The organism is Candidatus Protofrankia californiensis (assembly GCF_900634765.1).
GTDB lineage: Bacteria > Actinomycetota > Actinomycetes > Frankiales > Frankiaceae > Protofrankia > Protofrankia californiensis.
Genome location: NZ_CAAAFT010000267.1, coordinates 1 through 807, shown reverse-complemented (window position 1 = coordinate 807; position 807 = coordinate 1). Strand labels below are relative to the sequence as shown.

The following is an 807-nucleotide window of genomic DNA, read 5'->3' as shown; positions in this document are numbered from 1 at the left end:
CACAGCCGTCCGATCTCCCGCTGTCCGAACTCGTTGCCGCCGGAGCCGCTGGCGAGGATGGCCGCGGTGTCGTACGGATCATGATCGGACGGTCGGTAGCCGGCGTCGTCGAGGGCGAGTCCGGCCGCCGTCACGGCCAGCCAGCTCCACCGGTCGGTCTGCACGATGAGCCGGGGGTCGAGGTGTTCCTCCGGCCGGAACCGGTCCACCTCGCCGGCCAGGGTTGCGGTGTACGCGGAGGTGTCGAAGCGGGTGACCGGGGCGACCTTGACCTCGCCGCGCAGGGTGGACGACCAGTGCTCCTCGGTGCCGATGCCGCTGGGGGCCATGACGCCGATGCCGGTGATCACCGCCGACTGGTCGGTGGCGCTCACCGGGTCACCCTCGGACGCTCGAGCAGGATCGCGGACTGGAAGCCACCGAAACCGCTCCCGACCGACAGGGCCACGTCGATCCGCTGGTCACGGGCGGTCTTGGGCACATAGTCCAGGTCGCATTCGGGGTCGCGGTTCTCCCAGTTGGCGGTCGGCGACACCACAGAGTGCTCGATGGCCAGCGCGCAGGCGGCGCACTCGATCGCGCCGATGGCCCCGAGCGAGTGACCGACCATGGACTTGATCGAGCTGACCGGTACCTGGTAGGCGTGCGAGCCCAGCGAGCGTTTGAAGGCGGCCGTCTCGTGCCGGTCGTTCTGCTTGGTGCCCGACCCGTGGGCGTTGACGTAGCTGACCGCCGTGGTGGGGGTGCGGGCCTGCCGGAGCGCGGTGGTGATCGCTTCGGCCGTCTCCGCGCCGTCCGGTCGCAGCC

General features: G+C 70.8%; 1 protein-coding gene and 1 pseudogene. Both read right to left on the bottom strand.

Features of this window, described 5'->3' with window-relative positions; genetic code table 11:
• The coding region (locus DD1DGNOD_RS14660; RefSeq protein ID WP_283234698.1) for a beta-ketoacyl synthase N-terminal-like domain-containing protein at positions 1-374 on the bottom strand (374 nt) is incomplete at its 3' end.
• Positions 371-807, bottom strand: a pseudogene (locus tag DD1DGNOD_RS14655) (beta-ACP synthase); the annotation flags it as partial. The gene DD1DGNOD_RS14660 and the pseudogene DD1DGNOD_RS14655, both read right to left, overlap by 4 nt.